Origin of the sequence: Rappaport israeli (assembly GCF_001888055.1) — a bacterium.
Classification (GTDB): domain Bacteria; phylum Pseudomonadota; class Gammaproteobacteria; order Cardiobacteriales; family Cardiobacteriaceae; genus Rappaport; species Rappaport israeli.
This window is the reverse complement of the sequence record NZ_LXHZ01000022.1, coordinates 1-14,617: the sequence shown is the minus strand read 5'-3', so window position 1 is coordinate 14,617 and position 14,617 is coordinate 1. Positions and strand designations below refer to the sequence as shown.

Sequence of the window (14,617 nt, the reverse complement as noted above, 5' to 3'; positions counted from 1 at the left end):
CACTTTTGTGATTTTGCGCGTTGCGTTGGGTTTGGGTTTTTAAGGCGCTGATTTGGAGGTTTGTTGTGGATGTGAGTGCGATTTTAGAGGATTTGAATGAGGCGCAGCGCCAAGCGGTTACGACTTCTGAGCAGGTGGTGCGGGTGATTGCAGGGGCAGGTAGTGGTAAAACGCGGGTATTGGTGCGACGAATGCAATGGTTGATGGCGGTTAATGGGTTATCACCATTTGCGCTGTTAGCGCTAACGTTTACTAATAAGGCGGCGCGTGAGATGAAGGAGCGTTTGGAAAAGGCGCTATCATTTCCGCTTGAGTCTTTATGGATGGGGACGTTTCATAGTATTGGGCATCGGTTGTTGCGTCGTTATGCTGAGCGGATGGGGTGGTCAAAGCAGTTTGTGGTGATGGACTCGCAAGACCAGTTGGCATTGATTAAGCGGTTGATGCGTGCTCAGCAGTGGGATGAGCAGGTGGTGGCGGCAAAGCAGATGATGTGGTTGATTAATCATTTTAAAGATCAAGGGGTGCGCGCTGCGGATGTGGTGATAGGTAAGCATCGCAATGATGTATTGGTGCAGGCGTTTTATGCAGATTATGAGCAGGCGTGTCGTGCGCAGGGGACGATGGATTTTTCGGAGCTGTTGTTGTTGTCGGTGGAGTTGTTGCGTGAGCATGCAGATGTGCGTGAGCGTTATCAGGGGCGTTTTGAGGCGATTTTGGTCGATGAGTTTCAAGATACGAATGCACTTCAGTTTCAGATGGTTGCGTTATTAAAATCAAAACAAGCGCAATTGTTTGTGGTGGGGGATGATGATCAATCCATTTATGCTTGGCGAGGGGCGCAGGTGGAGAATATTTTGTCGTTGGAAAAACATTATCCGCAGTTGTGTTCGTTGCGCTTAGAACAAAACTATCGTTCAACACAAACTATTTTACAAGCTGCTAATGCGGTGATTGCTCAAAATTCGCAACGTTTGGGCAAGACGTTGTGGAGTGCAGGTGAGGTGGGAGAGAAGGTGCGGATTTATCCAGCGGTTAATGAATATGATGAGGCGCGCTTTGTTTGTGAGGAGATTATGCGTTGGCAGCGCGCTGGGGGGCGATTAGATGAGTGTGCAATTTTGTATCGCTCAAATGCGCAGTCTCGGGTATTTGAGGAGATGTTGGTGCAACATCAGATGCCGTATCGGGTTTATGGGGGATTGCGGTTTTTTGAGCGTGCGGAGGTGAAAGATGCGTTGGCTTATTTGCGGTTGGCGTATTTTGCGCAGGATGATGGGGCGTTGGAGCGGGTGATTAATACGCCAGCGCGTGATATTGGCGCGAAAACGTTGGCAAAACTGCGCGAATTGGCAAAAGAGCGTGGGCAGAGTTTGTGGCAGACGCTAAATGAGGCGCAGTTGTCAAAGCACTTTAGCGCACGTGCGGTGAAAGCATTGCAGGGATTTATTTCTGTGGTTATGGCGTTGCAGGAGAAAATTGCTTTATCGCCTTCTCTTGCTGAGGCGTTGCGCTATGTGGTTTATGATACTGGATTGCATGCTATGTATGACAAGGAGGGTAAGGAGGAGGCGTTAATGCGTCAGGAGAATTTGCAGGAATTAATTAGTGCAGGTGAGCATTTTGATTGGCAGGCGGTGGGGGCGGAAAATGAACGCTTGTTGGATTTTTTATCCTTTGCCGCTTTGGATGCTGGTGAGGCGCAGGCACATGCTGGCAGTGATGCGGTGCAGATGATGACGTTGCATACAGCTAAGGGGTTGGAGTTTGATGATGTGTTTTTGGTTGGCGTTGAAGAGGGAATGTTTCCCAGTTATCGGGCTTTGGAGTCAGAGCAAAAGATTGAGGAGGAACGACGGTTGGCGTATGTGGGAATGACGCGCGCGCGCCGTTGTTTGACGCTTTCTTTTGCAGAGATGCGCCGTTTTCAGGGCAAGGAGTTGCGCCCTCAGGCGTCAAGATTTATTTATGAAATTCCGCAGGAATTGACAGATTCAGTGCGCCCTATGGTCTATGCAGGCATTAATAAATCTTTGATTGATAAGCGCAAATCATCTTATGATGAGCGTTTGCCGTATCAACAGGGCGATTCTGTAGAGCATGCGAAATTTGGCGAGGGTTGTGTGTTGGCGCTTGAAGGCGATGGGGAGCATTTGCGAGTGTTGGTGAACTTTGCTCAGGCAGGAGAGAAGTGGCTAGTGGCAGCTTATGCAAAGTTGCAAAAAATTTAGTAGTTGATTTTTTTACTGGGGTTTTATAAGTTTATTTTTTTTAATCAAATAGGAGGGGTTTATGGCTGATAGGCAGATGAGTTGGGTGATGTTGGCGTCGGTAGGGTTAATGTTATTTGCGCTATTTTTTGGGGCAGGGAATTTGATTTTTCCCGCGTTACTTGGTCAACAGGCTGGCATGAACTGGGTGGCAGCAACGGTAGGATTTTTATTGACAGGGGCTGGATTGCCATTATTAGGGGTGGTTGCTATTGGGTTATCTGGTGAGCGCGATGTGCGGGCGCTTGCCTCAAGAGCGCATCCTGTTTTTGGATTGCTTTTTGCTTTTGCGCTTTATTTGACGATTGGGCCTTTATTTGCGCTTCCGCGTACGGCGACGGTGTCCTTTGAGGTGGGGGTAGCGCCACTGTTGCAAGAAGCGCATTTGCGTTGGGCGTTGGCGCTTTTTACACTTGTATTTTTTGCAGTGTCTTTATGGTTGGCACTTTCTCCCAATCGTTTGGTTGACCGCATAGGCAAAATACTCACGCCTTCGTTGTTGTTGTGTATTTTGGTGTTGGTTGCTTTTGCGTGGGTCTCGCCAATGGGTGCGTTACAACAGGGCATTGAAAAATATTCTCAGCATGCGTTGATGGCTGGATTTGTAGAAGGGTATAACACAATGGATGCGTTGGCGTCGTTGGTCTTCGGGGTGATGGTGTTAGAGGCGATTCGTCAAAAGACACAACACCATGCGGCGTTGCGCTTAACTGCCTATGCGGGCATGATTGCAGTGGGGGTGTTGGCGTTAGTGTATACCGCGATTGCTTATTTAGGCGCTTCAAGTGTGGCAGGAATTGGTCTTTTGGATAATGGCGCTAAAGTATTGGCTTTAAGTGCGCAACATTATTTGGGCACTGTGGGAAATATTTTGTTGGCGGTGATTGTGTTGTTGGCTTGTTTGACAACATCGGTTGGGTTAATCACAGCTTGTGCGAGCTTTTTCCAATCTCTTATGCCTCAGGTGAGCTATAAACTTTGGGCGGTCGGGTTAAGCGTATTTTCAGCGGTGGTGGCGAATTGGGGGCTAAGCGCTTTGATTTCTTTTGCTATTCCTGTATTGATGGTGCTCTATCCGTTGACGGTAGTGGTGATTTTATTAACCTTGCTTTCGCCAATCACTGGCAATGGGCGCGCGGTTTACGGCGTAACCATATTATTTACCTTGCCTTTTGCTTTATTAGATGGTTACAACGCGGCTGTAGGGTTGCCTGCTTCGTGGATGACGTGGTTTGGCGCAAACTGGCCTTTGTATACGCTGAATTTAGGTTGGTTATTGCCGGCAGTTGTAGGTTTGGTTTTAGGTTATTTACTCAGTGATAAAAAACGTGTGCACTAGGGGGAATAGATGAATAGCACACAAGGGAGTTTAAAGCACGCGCTCTTATCTTTTGCGGTGTTATTGGTTTTATCAGGTTGTGTGTCCTCGACGGGTTCGAAGACACATTCATTTTTAGCATTAACACCAAAGACAGCACAACTTAATACGGCGCCTAAGGCGCAATCCTTGATGGGGAAGTGAGTTTTGAGCAAGCATTTCAAGCGTTATTATCACGTTCTAAATCGCTAAAAATTAAGCAATTAGCCGCGCAAGCCAGCGCGCTACGAGCACAAGCTGTAAGAGATTTAGACCAACCCATGATTGTTGCTGGTGCCTCTGCTGGGTATTATCAATTAGAGACGCATCTTTCAACGCAGGGCTTGCGGCAGCGCTTGCATGACTATGGCGCAGGATTACTTACGCAATTGCCCGAAGGACTTGGCGCTGAATTGGGCGCTGGGATTGGCGATGGATTGGGGCAACTTTGGCAAATGCAGGTGCCTGAGCAGGTGGGGATACGTCGTGAAGATTTTTTTACTCGTATTAATCTGGGTTTTGTTGCGCCAATCTATAGCGCTGGGCGGATTGAGGCGGTGCAGGATTTCTTAGGAGCACGCGCGCAATTGGATTGGAGTGAGGCGGTGGTGGCGCGGGAGGATGTGTTGCGTCTGTTGGTGAATCGCTATTTTTTAGTGCAATTGGCGCGTAGTGCGGTGGCGGTGCGAGAGGAGGCGTTGGAGGCAACTTTGGCGCATGATTATGCTGCTGAGCGCATGCTGGCGGTGGGGTTAATTGCAAAAGCGCAACGCTTGCAGGGTAAGGTGGCGCTGTCGGAGGCGCGTTTGGCGCTGGAAAAGGCGCGTGATGATTTGCATTTGGCGGAGCAGGCGCTGGCGGCGTTGTTATCGGCAAAGATTAAACCATCAACGGGATTGTTTGTGGATTTTGCGCCATTAGAACCTGTGTATCAATGGCAGGCGCGCGCACGAGCGCACTATCCAGCGTTGCAAAAAATTACGGCAAAGAAAAATCAGGCATTGGCATTAAAGCAATTCAGTGAGGCGAATTGGTCGCCCACATTATCCGCATTTGGTTTGGGCTCTTTGGGCGATGGGGCGCATTCATGGGCTGTAGGTGTGCAGGCGCGCTGGTTGTTGCACTCACCACTGGATAGACAAAAAATGAATGAGGCGGCGGATTTGGCGCTGGAACAGGTTTTTTGGGTTGAGGCGCAGGCGCTGGAGGATGTGGATTTATTGGTGGAGAAAAATTGGCTGGCGCTTTCTCAAGCTCAGCAACGCTTTATCGCGTTAAAAGCAGATGAGGCGCTGGCGTATGAGGCGTTGACACTCACTGAGGCTGGGTTTCGCGAGGGGCTCAATACGGTGATTGAGCTTAATGATGCGCAGGCGCGTGTGGCAAAAATCAAAACACAGCAGATGCAGGCGGCTTATGACTATGTGCAGGCACTGGCTGAGTTACTGGCGGCTACGGGGGATTTAGATAAGATGCAAGAGTATATTGAGCGCGCGGAGGTTCGATTGCCTGTTCAATGGGATAAGGAGTAAGAGATGGCTCAGGCTAGAAAACTCAAACAGGGATTAGGCGTTTTATTGGGGTTGGCGCTTTTGGCGTGGGTAGGGCTGGGGTATTGGCGCGCTTTGACGCCAGAGCCAGTGGTGCTTCAAGGGCAGTTGGAGGTTAAAGAGGTGCGCATTGGCGCGAAAGTGGCTGGGCGCATTGGGGAGATTTTTGTGCGTGAGGGGATTTTTAACGGTGGGGACGCCGATTTTGCGCTTAGATAGTCCTGAGATTGAGGCGAAGGTGGCGCAAGCGCAGGCGGCGCGTGATGCTTCAGTGGCGGTGGCGGATAAGGCGCAGGCAGGCGCGCGGGCGCAGGAGGTGGTGATGGCGCGTGAGCAGATGGAGCGCGCACAAGCTGGGTTTGAGGTGGCGCGTAAATCTAATGCGCGTGTGCAGGCGTTGGTGGCTGAGGGGTTGGTGAGTCAACAAAAGGCAGATGAGGCGCAAGCGCAGTTTGTCAGTGCGCAAAAACAATATCAATCCGCGCAGGCGCAATATAGTTTAGCCAAAGAGGGCGCGCGCATTGAGGATATTGAAGCAGCTAATGCACAGGTGCGATTAAGCGATGCACGGGTGGCTGAAGCGCAGGTGGCAGAACAGGAGAGCCATTTGCAAAGCCCAATTGCTGGTGAGGTGGCGAGTGTGCTGGCGAGTGAGGGGGAGATTGTGGGGCAGGGGATGCCTGTGGTAACGCTGATAGATTTGCATGCGCAACGCTTGGAGTTGAATGTGCGGGAGGATTATTTGCGGTTTTTTGCTTTGGGTGAGGAGTTTGAGGCGAGGATTCCTGCGCTTGAGGATAGGGCGGTGCGTTTTCGCGTTTATGCCAGTTCGGTGTTGCCAAATTTTGCGACGTGGCGCCCAACGCATCAGGCGCAGGGCTATGATAAACGGACGTTTTTGGTTAAGGCGGAACCGCTTACGATAATTGAGGATATGCGCGCTGGGATGAGTGTGTTGGTGCGTTTGCCTGATGAGGCGCTAAGGTGAGTAAGGCGCTGTTGCGCGCGTGGCGCTGGCAGGGGCGGGTGTTGGCAGCGAGTGGGTTTGAGTGGGGGTTGCTAATTGGGTTGCCAGCATTGGCGATTGGCATGATGTGGTGGATTTTTCTAGCGCGCAGGTGCAGGGGTTGGCGGTTGGGGTGATAGATGAGGATGGGTCGTCATTATCGCGGCAGTTGGTGCGGATGGTGGATGCGACGGTGGCGGTGGAGGTGGTTGGCTTTGTTGATAAGCAGGAGGCGGAGGGCGCGTTGCGTCGTGGGGAGGTTTTTGGGGTGGTGTGGATTGCGCGTGGGTTTGAAAGACAGGTGATGCGAGTTGAAGGTGCAGTGGTGTCGCTGTGGGTAAATGCGCAATATGGAACGCATTCAGGGGTGGTTCAGGCGGCGGTGAGTTCGGCAGTGCGCGCGCTTTCAGCTGGAATGGAGGGGCGGTTGCGCTTGTCTTTGGGGGCGTCGGGGACGGTGATGCCGTTGTTGCCTGTAGCGGATATGGCGTTTAATCCTGAGTTGAGTTATCAAAAATTTTTAGCCTCAGGCGTGATTGTGGCGTTGTTGCATATTTTGGCAACGGTGATGGGGGTGGGGGCTGTGGGGTTGGAGTTGCGTCATCGTACGTTGGGGCGGTGGTTTGTTTGGGTGGCTCAGGGGCGTGAGGGGTTTTGGTTGGGGATTTGGGCGTTGATGGGGAATTGACTTGGCAGATGCTGGCGTTGGCGGTGTGGGCGTTAGTGGCGGTGATGTTGATGGCGCAGGGGGCGGGGGTGAGTTTGCAGGCGCTGGTGATGGTGGTGTTGTGTTTGTGGGCGCTGTTGGGGTTGAGTCTGTGGTTGGGGGTGGTGTTGGCGCTGGGGACGTTGTCGATGCGGATGGGGCTTTCTGGTGCTGGGATTTTAACCGCGCCAGCTTTTGCTTTTTCTGGGATAACTTACCCTTTGGCGGCGATGCCTTGGGGGGCTAAGATGGTAGCGATGGGGTTGCCATTAACGCATTATTTGAAGGTTCAGGTGGCGCTTTTGCAGGCAGGTGCGCCACCGATGGTGGCGTTTAAGCCGTTAATCGGCTTATCTGTTGCTGGTGTGGGGTTGATGTTACTTGCTGGGAGGTTGTTGCAACGGGCGTTGCGCTTGCGTTTGCGGTGGGGACGTCGATGAGCAGACAAGAGGGATTTTGGCATTTGGTGTGGCGCTCGTTTAAGGTGATTGTGCGTGATAGGGGGGTGATGTTGATTTTGCTTATCGCGCCGATTTTATATGGGTTGTATTATCCGTGGCCGTATGCTTCGCAGTTAACGCGCAATTTGCCTGTGGCGGTGGTGGATGAGGCGCGAGATGGGTTGTCGCGTCGCTTGGTGTTGATGTTGCAGGCGTCGCCTGTGTTGGCTTTGGAGCAGTCGCTAAGTATAGATGAGGCGGTAGGGGCGCTTCAACGGGGTGAGGTGTTGGCGATTTTGCTGATTCCGCATGATTTGCAACAGCGTGTGTTGGCAGGCGAGTCGGTGCGTTTGCCTATGCAAGGGCATGGGGGGTATGTGTTGGGTGGGAAAAATGCTCAACAGGCGATGGCGGAGGCGATTGGCACTTTATCTGCTGGGATTGAGTTACAACAGTTGGCGCGTATGGGGTTGGGGCGGGCGACGATGGAGGTGGTGCGTGAGCCGTTGGGGTTGGCGGTGCAGACGCTGGGGAATGTGAATGAGGGCTATGGGCAATATGTGGTTTCGGCGGTGGCTTGGTTGATTTTGCAACAGACGTTGTTAATGGCAGCGGCGATGATGGTGGCAACGTGGGCGGAGCGGGGGCAGGCTTTTGCTGGGGTGCGGGTGTGGTTGGCGCGTTTAGTGAGTTTGGCAGGATTGCATGCTGTGGTGTGTTTGGGGTATACGGGTTGGATGTTTGTATTTTGGGGCTATGCGCGCGGGGGGAATGGCTGGGGGTAATGCTGTGTTGATTGCGCTGTTTTCGCCGTGTGTGGCGGCATTGGGGTGTTTGTTTGGGCTGTGGTTTAAAGACCGTGAGCGGACGATGCAATGGTTGATTTTCTCAGCGTTACCGATGTTTTTTGTTAGTGGGTTTTCTTGGCCTGTGGCGCAGTTGCTTGGGTGTTGCAGTGGTTGCGTTGGGGGTTGCCGAGTACGGCGGCGATTCATGCTGGTGTGGGGCTCAATCAGTTGGGTGGGTCGGTAAGTGATTATGGGCGCTATTTTGTGGTGTTGTTGGGGTTGTTGGTGGGGTTTGTTGGGATGTTGTTGTGGGTGGGGCGGGTGCGTAAGCGTTAGGGTTTGGTGTGGGCGGCGGCTTCGGGGCTTTGGTGGTAGGGGTTGGCGCTTTGGGCATGTTGTTTTTGGCGGTCGTCAAAGGCATTTTTTAAGGCGATGAGAAGGGCGTAGGCGATGAATGCTCCTGCTGGGAGTGCTGCGAGTAAAACGCCGTAATCACTTGACCAAATTTCAATTTTAAGGGCGCTGGCGGATGAGCCAAAGAGGCGCTCTGCGCCTGCAAAAAGGCTACCTGTGGCGATGATTTCGCGCATTGAGCCTAAAATGAATAAGACGATGGCAAAGCCTAAACCCATTGCAAATCCATCGAGTGCGGCGTCTTTTAGGGGGTTTTTGATGGCAAAGGCTTCGGCGCGCGCGATGATGGCGCAGTTGGTTACGATAAGGGCGAGGTAGATGCCTAGGGATTGATAGAGTGAATAGGCAAAGGCTTTGATGAGTAGCTCGGCGACGGTTACGGCGCTGGCGATGAGTAGAACGAAGACGGGTATGCGGATTTCTGTGCGAATCCAGTGGCGGCTGGCGCAGACGAGTAGGTTTGAGGTGAGCATGACAAATAAGGTGGCAATGCCTAGCCCAAGGGCGTTAATGGCGTTATTGGAGACGGCTAGCAGGGGGCAAAGTCCGAGGATTTGGACGAGCGCTGGGTTGTTGTGCCAAAGTCCGTTTAGGAGGATTTTTTTATGGTTGGGGGTCATGGGAGGGCTCCGTGTGGGTTTGCCAGTTGTGGGCGATTGTGCCAATTAGGGTGGTTACGGCGCGTGGGGTGATGGTTGCGCCGGTGAAGCTGTCGAATTCTCCGCCGTCTTTGTCAACGGCGAAGTGGGTTTGGGCGATGTTGAGTTGGTTGAAGTTGAGTATCCATGGGGAGATGTTGGTGTCAATTTTATCGCCTAGCCCAGGGGTTTCGCTGTGGCTTAGGGTGCGTGCGCCAAGGAGGGTTTGTTTGTCGGCACTGATGGCAATAAGAAGGGTGATGTTGCCACTGTAGCCTTTAGAGGTGGTGGCTTGGAAAAAATCGATGGGGCGGTTGGCGCTGGCAGGGTAATGTATAACGTTGTGCTTGCCTAGGGTGAGGGGTTGGGCGCTGTCTAGTAATTCGGCGTTTATGGGGTGGTTTGGGGCTAGGGCGCGAAATTGGGCGAGGGTGGCGTTGGTGGTTTGGCGCTCAATGCGTTGTTGCATGCTAAGGTAGATAAGGCTCACTAAGCTGATGCTAATTAGGGCGAAGAGGGCGAGATTGCGGGCGCTTTGTAGGCTTGGATGGTTCATTAGCGGTAGCGGGGTTGGGTTAGGGGGTCAAGGAAGATAACCAGTGCATTGGCAAGTAAGATGGCAAAGGCGAAGCCGTCGGGGAAGTTGCCGAGGTTTCTGATGCAGACGGTGAGTAGTCCGATAAGGAGTCCGTAAATCCAGCGTCCGCGTGGGGTGGTAGCGGCACTGACGGGGTCGGTGGCGATAAAACATGCGCCAAAGAGCTTGCGCCACTGGTTAAGTGTAGGAGGGGCTTAGGTAGTTTTGTGGGTTGATGGCGTAAAAGAGGCTGGCGGTGATGAGGATGCCGAGCAACACAGAGATGATGAGTCGATAGTCGCACAACGTCGCCAAACAAGATAGGCGCCGCCAGTTAGCCATGCGAGGTTAAGGAGATGGGTGGGAGGGGAGATTGGGTAGTCGGGCAATGGGGTTTGTTCGATGCGAAGTGCGCGGCTATGGTCTAAGAGGGTGGCGGCGGTGGTGGCGTCTATGCCAGCATCTAGGGGAAGATGGACGCTCATTTGTGCGGGGAAGCTGAGTAGGAGGAAGGTGTAGCCCAGCATGGCGGGGTTGAAGAGGTTCATGCCAATGCCACCGTATAGGTGTTTGCCAAAGATAAGCGCAAAGGCAATACCGAGGCTAAGGAGCCAAGGTGAGAGGGTAATTGGGGCAGATAGTGCGAGAAGAAAGGCGGTGAGTAAGGCGCTGGCATCGCTTAATGTCTGTAGTTTGCGTGGTTTTTGTCTGATGATGAGCATGAGCGCTTCAACGCTTAAGGCAACTACAGCGCTTAGTGCCAGTTGAAAAAGCCAGCGGCTGCCTTGGTAGTAAAGAAGAAGCTAAGGGCGGGGAGGAGGGCGAGTAGAACTTGCCACATCATGTAGCGAAGGGAAAAGGCGAGGTGAATGAAGGGGGAGCTTTGAAGAGGTGGGGTGGGCATGGTTGGATTGGAATTAGGAAATTAGGCGCTATTGTAGCAAGATTTGCCGATGGGGTTGTTGTATAGTGGGATGATTTTTTATCAGTGAATAGGAGGCGGTATGGCACAAGGGCGAGGAGTGAGTAAAGGGCAGGGGGTGGATTGTCCGCCTTGTCCAGTCTCAGCGCGTTGGTGGGAGCGTTTGGCGTATATTTTGGGGATTGGTTTGGGATCTGGGTTGCCACGTGTTGCCCCTGGGACTTGGGGAAGTTTGGCGGCGTTTGTGTTGGCATGTCCTTTGTTGTTGTATCCGCAAGGGTTTTGGGGGTTGACGATCATGGGAATGGCGGTAGGGGCTTGGGTGTGCGGGAAGACGTCGCAGTTGATGGGGGGGCATGATAATGCGCATATTGTGTTTGATGAATGGGTGGGGATGTGGATTGCGATGTTGCCGTTGACGATGTGCGCGCATGTGGCGGTGTCTTTGCCTGAGGGGGGAGGATTTCACAATGAGGATTGGTGGGGGCAGATGTTGTGGCTGATGATGCAGGTGTCTTTTGAGAAGGGGATGTGGATGCAGGGGGGGATAGCAGGAGGGTTTTTGTTGTTGCCGTTTGTGTTGTTTCGTTTGTTTGATGTGTTAAAACCTTTTCCAATTGGTTGGGCTGATCGGCGTGTGGGTGGGGGGCTTGGAATTTTGTTAGATGATGTGTTGGCTGGGGTGATGGCGGCGGTTTTATATAGCTGTTGGCGTTAGGATGGTTTTTTATAGTGGTGGGTAGGCTCTGGGGTGGGGGTGAAAATGGGTTGTGTTAGATAGAGAGATGGTTTAAGCGTTAATTTTTTGTTAATCTACCGTTTGATATTTTTTCATAGGAGATTGTGATGACTTTTAATATTAATACGGATTTTCCTTCAGTTGAGCATTTACGTCAGCAGGCAAAAAAGCGTATGCCACGCTTTGCTTATGATTATTTGATTGAGGGCTGTAATGACGATATCAATGTAGATAAAAATACCAGTGAATTGCGTCAAATTGAGTTGATGCCGCAGTATTTAAATGATCAGTTGTCTGTCTCGCTTACGCAGTCGCTTTTTGGTAAAACGTATGATGTGCCATTTGGGATTACAGCGGTGGGGTTGCAGTCGCTAATGTGGCCAAAAACGGCGGAATATTTGGCGAAAACCTCTGTGGATTACAATATTCCTTTTATGCTCTCAACGGTTACAACGATTTCAATTGAAGAGACAGCAAAAATTACAAATGGGAATTTTTGGTTTCAGTTGTATCACCCTGCAAAGGAGGAGATTCGCGACGATATCTTAAAAAGAGCGCATGATAATGGTTGTGAGGTGTTGGTGTTGTTATCCGATGTGCCGAGTTTTGGCTATCGTCCGCGGGATATTTACAATGGTTTGGGGATGCCGCCTAAGATGATGTTGCGTAATATTTTTGAGGCAATGCGTTGTCCGACGTGGGCATTTGAAACGCTTTTAAATGGTGGGATGCCACGCTTTAAGACGATGGAAAAATATATGCCTGAGGGAATGGATTTGCGTCGGTTAGGGGTGTTTATGGATGAGACGTTTGATGGGCGCTTGACGTGCGACCGTGTAAAAGCATTACAAGATAAATGGCCAGGTAAGATTGTGATTAAGGGCATTGCAAGCGTGGAAGATGCCGCTAAGGCGGCTGATTTGGGCGTAGATGGCATTATTGTTTCTAATCATGGTGGGCGTCAGTTGGATGCTGGCCCTTCAACGATTAAGACGCTTACGCCCATTGTAGAAGAATTTAAAGGCAAATTTAGCATTATGATGGATAGCGGAATGCGCACAGGCCCTGATATTGCGCGTGCATTAGCAGCGGGTGCGGAATTTGTGTTTTTGGGGCGTCCGTTTATGTATGGCACAGGCGCTTTAGGCAGTGAGGGGGGAGACCAAGTTGCAGCGATTTTAAAACGCGAATTTCAGCAGGTGATGGAGCAGCTCAATTGTCCAACGGTGAATGATTTACAAAATTTCTTGATTAAGGAGACCTTGCCGCGTTAACAATGATAGTTTGATGATTTTATAATTTATTAAATAATACAATTACTAATGGAGGATTTTATGGCGTTGTTACTCAGCGTGCTACCAATTGCGTTATTGATTTATCTGATGGTTAAACCTAAGGGCTGGCCGTCGTATGTGGCGTTACCAGCGATTGCGCTTTTGGTGTATGTGTTGCAGTTGGGCTATTTTTCTAATGCGTTTATGGTGCTTAATGCCAATGTATTGGCTGGAATGATCGCAACGCTTACGCCAATTACAATTATTTTTGGGGCGGTATTGTTTAATCAAATGATGGCGGCCTCGGGCAATATTTCGGTGTTACAACGTTGGTTGGGCAATATTAGTCCAAATCCTGTGGCGCAGTTGATGATTATTGGCTGGGCTTTTGCTTTTATGATTGAGGGCGCAAGTGGCTTTGGGACACCAACGGCAATTGCTGCTCCTATTTTAATGTCGCTGGGTTATCCGCCTTTTAAGGTGGCGGTGTTTACTTTGGTGATGAATAGTGTGCCAGTGTCGTTTGGGGCGGTGGGAACGCCGACGTGGTTTGGCTTTGAGCCGTTGAAATTATCTGAGGCGGTTATTTTAGAGGTGGGGCAATTATCGGCGCTCATTCACTTTGTAGCGGCGTTGGTGATTGCGCCGTTGGCTTTAACTTTAATTGTCAGTTGGCAGAGTGTGAAGCGCAATTGGTTGTATGTGTATTTGAGTGTGTTGGCGTGTACGGTGCCCTATTATCTTTTAGCGCAGGTCAATTATGAATTTCCTTCTTTGGTGGGTGGGGCGATTGGTTTGCTTTTATCGGTGGTGCTTGCCAATAAAGGGGTTGGGCTTGAGCGCATTGAGCGTGCCTCAGAACAACCTGTTGATTTTGCTGTGGTAATGCGAGCATTATTGCCGATTTTTATGTTGATTGTGATTTTAGTGGTCACGCGCATTCCACAATTAGGCATTAAGGGATTACTCATAGATGTCACGCGTTGGTTTGCGCTTAATTTAGGCGCTTTGGGGCAGATTGAAGTGAGTCAATCTTTGATTGTGGTTTGGAAAGATATTTTATCGCAGGGCGTGAGCGCAGATTATAAAACGCTGTATGTGCCAGCGTTGATTCCTTTTGTGGTGACGGTGGCGGTGTCGGTGTTTATTTATAAGCTACCACGTGGGCAGGCGCGACAAATTTTCTCACAAAGTTTTGCACAGGTGAGAAAACCATTTTTAGCGCTTTTAGGGGCATTAATCATGGTGAAATTGATGTTGGCAGGGGGAGAACGCTCAATGGTAGTTATCATTGGTGAGAGCTTTGCTGGCTTTGCAGGGGATAAATGGACTTATTTTGCCTCTTATTTAGGCGCGATTGGCGCATTTTTCTCAGGCTCAAATACCGTGTCAAACTTAACATTTGGGGGCATTCAGTTGTCTATTGCAGAGGCAACCAGCTTATCTGTGCCGTTAGTATTGGCATTACAATCAGTAGGCGGTGCGATGGGGAATATGGTGTGTTTAAATAATATTATCGCTGTGTGTGGGGTGCTGGATGTGAATAATCAAGAAGGCGCTGTATTGCGTAAGACATTTGCACCAATGCTGGTCTATGGCGTAATTGCGGCTATTGTGGCGGTATTACTACTGGTGATGGGGCGTGTATAGGGGCTAGAGGCTCAATGATTAAAAGCTAAGGTAAAACTAGAAATCAAATCACACGCCTAATTTTGCAAAGTTGTCATTAGATAGAACGCATTTTCCTCATAAATATTTGCATTTATGGGGATTTTTTTATGCGTTGATCAAGTGGGGTCTTTTTTATTTTGTTGACGCGCTTGACGGCGTGCTTGTGCGCGTGCTTTAGCGGCTTCTAAGCGCTGTTGTTGTTCGCTCAGCGCTTTGGATTCTGTGGCTTGCGTTTGTTGCGCCTGTTGCGCTTGCTGCGCTTGCT

The 14,617-nt window shown here is 50.6% G+C and carries 16 protein-coding genes and 1 pseudogene; 14 read left to right on the top strand and 3 right to left on the bottom strand.

Annotated features, from left to right (window positions below; genetic code table 11):
- Positions 1-65 precede the first annotated feature (65 nt).
- From A5N84_RS05405 to A5N84_RS10260, 11 genes are all read left to right on the top strand, one after another.
- Positions 66-2,231, top strand: coding sequence for a UvrD-helicase domain-containing protein (locus A5N84_RS05405; protein WP_072281555.1), 2,166 nt, complete (start codon positions 66-68; stop codon positions 2,229-2,231).
- 61 nt (positions 2,232-2,292) lie between these two features.
- Complete coding sequence (gene brnQ / locus A5N84_RS05400) at positions 2,293-3,609, top strand: branched-chain amino acid transport system II carrier protein (protein ID WP_072281554.1); 1,317 nt, start codon at positions 2,293-2,295, stop codon at positions 3,607-3,609.
- Between the two features lie 9 nt (positions 3,610-3,618).
- Positions 3,619-3,792: a hypothetical protein gene (locus A5N84_RS10270; protein WP_158008652.1), complete on the top strand. Its 174-nt coding sequence runs from the start codon at positions 3,619-3,621 to the stop codon at positions 3,790-3,792.
- Positions 3,789-5,159 carry a TolC family protein gene (locus tag A5N84_RS05395; protein ID WP_072281553.1) on the top strand — a complete coding sequence of 457 codons (1,371 nt, stop codon included), beginning with the start codon at positions 3,789-3,791 and terminating at the stop codon, positions 5,157-5,159. The genes A5N84_RS10270 and A5N84_RS05395 overlap by 4 nt, the downstream gene beginning before the upstream one ends.
- Before the next feature lie 3 nt (positions 5,160-5,162).
- Positions 5,163-5,396, top strand: a complete 234-nt coding sequence (locus tag A5N84_RS10735) for a hypothetical protein (protein ID WP_198923818.1) — start codon at positions 5,163-5,165, stop codon at positions 5,394-5,396.
- Positions 5,350-6,165, top strand: coding sequence for an HlyD family secretion protein (locus tag A5N84_RS05390; protein ID WP_198923817.1), 816 nt, complete (start codon positions 5,350-5,352; stop codon positions 6,163-6,165). The genes A5N84_RS10735 and A5N84_RS05390 overlap by 47 nt, the downstream gene beginning before the upstream one ends.
- Positions 6,162-6,320, top strand: a complete 159-nt coding sequence (locus tag A5N84_RS10265) for a hypothetical protein (protein ID WP_158008651.1) — start codon at positions 6,162-6,164, stop codon at positions 6,318-6,320. Before A5N84_RS05390 ends, A5N84_RS10265 begins: the two co-directional genes overlap by 4 nt.
- Positions 6,275-6,871, top strand: coding sequence for an ABC transporter permease (locus tag A5N84_RS09515; protein WP_158008650.1), 597 nt, complete (start codon positions 6,275-6,277; stop codon positions 6,869-6,871). The genes A5N84_RS10265 and A5N84_RS09515 overlap by 46 nt, the downstream gene beginning before the upstream one ends.
- Complete coding sequence (locus A5N84_RS09510) at positions 6,838-7,329, top strand: ABC transporter permease (protein WP_078055590.1); 492 nt, start codon at positions 6,838-6,840, stop codon at positions 7,327-7,329. Before A5N84_RS09515 ends, A5N84_RS09510 begins: the two co-directional genes overlap by 34 nt.
- Positions 7,326-8,114, top strand: a complete 789-nt coding sequence (locus A5N84_RS05380; protein WP_078055589.1) for an ABC transporter permease — start codon at positions 7,326-7,328, stop codon at positions 8,112-8,114. The genes A5N84_RS09510 and A5N84_RS05380 overlap by 4 nt, the downstream gene beginning before the upstream one ends.
- 138 nt (positions 8,115-8,252) lie before the next feature.
- Positions 8,253-8,453 (top strand): hypothetical protein, encoded by a 201-nt coding sequence (locus A5N84_RS10260; RefSeq protein WP_078055588.1) that lies wholly within the window; start codon positions 8,253-8,255, stop codon positions 8,451-8,453.
- On the opposite strand, the gene A5N84_RS05375 is transcribed toward A5N84_RS10260, so the two are convergent.
- The 3 genes and pseudogenes from A5N84_RS05375 to A5N84_RS05360 form a co-directional block, all read right to left on the bottom strand.
- Entirely contained in the window at positions 8,450-9,151 is a 702-nt protein-coding gene (locus tag A5N84_RS05375; protein ID WP_072281552.1) for an electron transport complex subunit E, read from the bottom strand. The two genes, A5N84_RS10260 and A5N84_RS05375, sit on opposite strands and share 4 nt — an antisense overlap.
- The gene (locus tag A5N84_RS05370; RefSeq protein ID WP_072281551.1) at positions 9,135-9,725 is read right to left on the bottom strand and encodes an RnfABCDGE type electron transport complex subunit G; all 591 of its coding nucleotides are present in this window, start codon (positions 9,723-9,725) and stop codon (positions 9,135-9,137) included. Before A5N84_RS05370 ends, A5N84_RS05375 begins: the two co-directional genes overlap by 17 nt.
- Positions 9,725-10,510 (bottom strand): annotated as a pseudogene (locus A5N84_RS05360) (RnfABCDGE type electron transport complex subunit D). The gene A5N84_RS05370 and the pseudogene A5N84_RS05360 overlap by 1 nt, the downstream one beginning before the upstream one ends.
- Positions 10,511-10,750: 240 nt before the next feature.
- Here A5N84_RS05360 and A5N84_RS05355 point away from each other — a divergent pair.
- The 3 genes from A5N84_RS05355 (at position 10,751) to A5N84_RS05345 (ending at position 14,331) form a co-directional block, all read left to right on the top strand.
- Positions 10,751-11,386: a phosphatidylglycerophosphatase A family protein gene (locus tag A5N84_RS05355; protein ID WP_072281549.1), complete on the top strand. Its 636-nt coding sequence runs from the start codon at positions 10,751-10,753 to the stop codon at positions 11,384-11,386.
- Positions 11,387-11,514: 128 nt separating this feature from the next.
- Positions 11,515-12,681 carry an alpha-hydroxy acid oxidase gene (locus A5N84_RS05350; protein WP_072281548.1) on the top strand — a complete coding sequence of 389 codons (1,167 nt, stop codon included), beginning with the start codon at positions 11,515-11,517 and terminating at the stop codon, positions 12,679-12,681.
- Positions 12,682-12,741: 60 nt separating this feature from the next.
- Complete coding sequence (locus A5N84_RS05345) at positions 12,742-14,331, top strand: L-lactate permease (protein WP_072281547.1); 1,590 nt, start codon at positions 12,742-12,744, stop codon at positions 14,329-14,331.
- The last annotated feature ends 286 nt before the right edge of the window (positions 14,332-14,617 follow it).